The sequence below is a fragment of the Agromyces sp. NPDC055658 genome (assembly GCF_053618155.1).
This window is the reverse complement of the sequence record NZ_JBSHHD010000159.1, coordinates 1-1,016: the sequence shown is the minus strand read 5'-3', so window position 1 is coordinate 1,016 and position 1,016 is coordinate 1. Positions and strand designations below refer to the sequence as shown.

The 1,016-nt window shown below is 65.6% G+C and carries 2 protein-coding genes; both read right to left on the bottom strand.

The genetic code is table 11. The features are described 5' to 3' along the window. Window positions 1-151 (bottom strand): AAA family ATPase (locus ACWGPE_RS19325; protein ID WP_452049368.1); only part of this gene is annotated, 151 nt, incomplete at its 3' end. 11 nt (window positions 152-162) lie between these two features. Beyond that, a complete protein-coding gene (gnd, locus tag ACWGPE_RS19320) occupies window positions 163-1,014 on the bottom strand; it encodes a phosphogluconate dehydrogenase (NAD(+)-dependent, decarboxylating) (RefSeq protein WP_452049367.1) in 852 nt (283 codons plus the stop codon). Between the last annotated feature and the right edge of the window lie 2 nt (window positions 1,015-1,016).

The window sequence follows — 1,016 nt, the reverse complement described above, 5'->3', positions numbered from 1 at the left end:
AACCCAACGTGGCGCAATACCACAGCGCCTCAACGAGATTCGTCTTGCCGAAGCCGTTCGATCCGACGAACACCGTGCGGCCGGGCTCGAGCTCGAGCTCGACATTTGCCCAGGACCGGTAGTCGGTCAGTCCCAGGTGACGGACATACATCGGAATCGCGCCTAACCGGACTCACTGATCCGGTGCACAGCATGTCCACCGAACTGGTTACGCAGGGCCGAGACGGCTTTCATGGTGGGGGAGTCCTCTTGCCTCGAGGCGAACCGCGCGAACAACGACGCCGCGATCACCGGCATCGGAACCCGGTGACTGATGGCCTCCTCCACGGTCCAGCGGCCCTCCCCGGAATCCTCGGTGTACCCGCTGATCGCAGAGAAACCGGGATCCTCCTTGAGCGCCTTGGCCAGCAGCTGCTGCAGCCACGACCGCACCACGGTGCCGTTCGTCCAGGCCTGGATCACCGCCTGCGGATCGGTGATCAGTTCCTCGGCCGCCAGCAGTTCGTATCCCTCGGCATAGGCGTGCATCAGACCGTATTCGATGCCGTTGTGCACCATCTTGGCGTAGTGACCCGCGCCCACCGGACCGGCATGCACGAATCCGTCGGCCACGTCACCCTCGGGACGCAACGTGTCGAAGATCGGCATGGCTCGAGCCACGTCGGCGTCACTGCCGCCGACCATCAGCCCGTAGCCCTCATGCAGGCCCCAGACACCCCCCGACACACCGGCGTCGATGAAGTTGATTCCCTTGTCGCCCAACAACTTCGCGTGCGGACCGTCTTCGGTGTAACGGGAGTTGCCACCGTCGATCACCAGGTCACCGGGGCCCAGCACGTCGGCGAGCTCGCCGATGGTCTCGTGCGTCACCGTGCCCGACGGCACCATCACCCAGACGACTCGCGGCGCCTCGAGCGCGCCGGCCAGATCCTCGAGGCTGGCCACGTCACTCACTTCGGGACGAGGGTCATAGCCCACGACCTCATGGCCCCCGGTGCGCAGGCGCTCGCGCATGT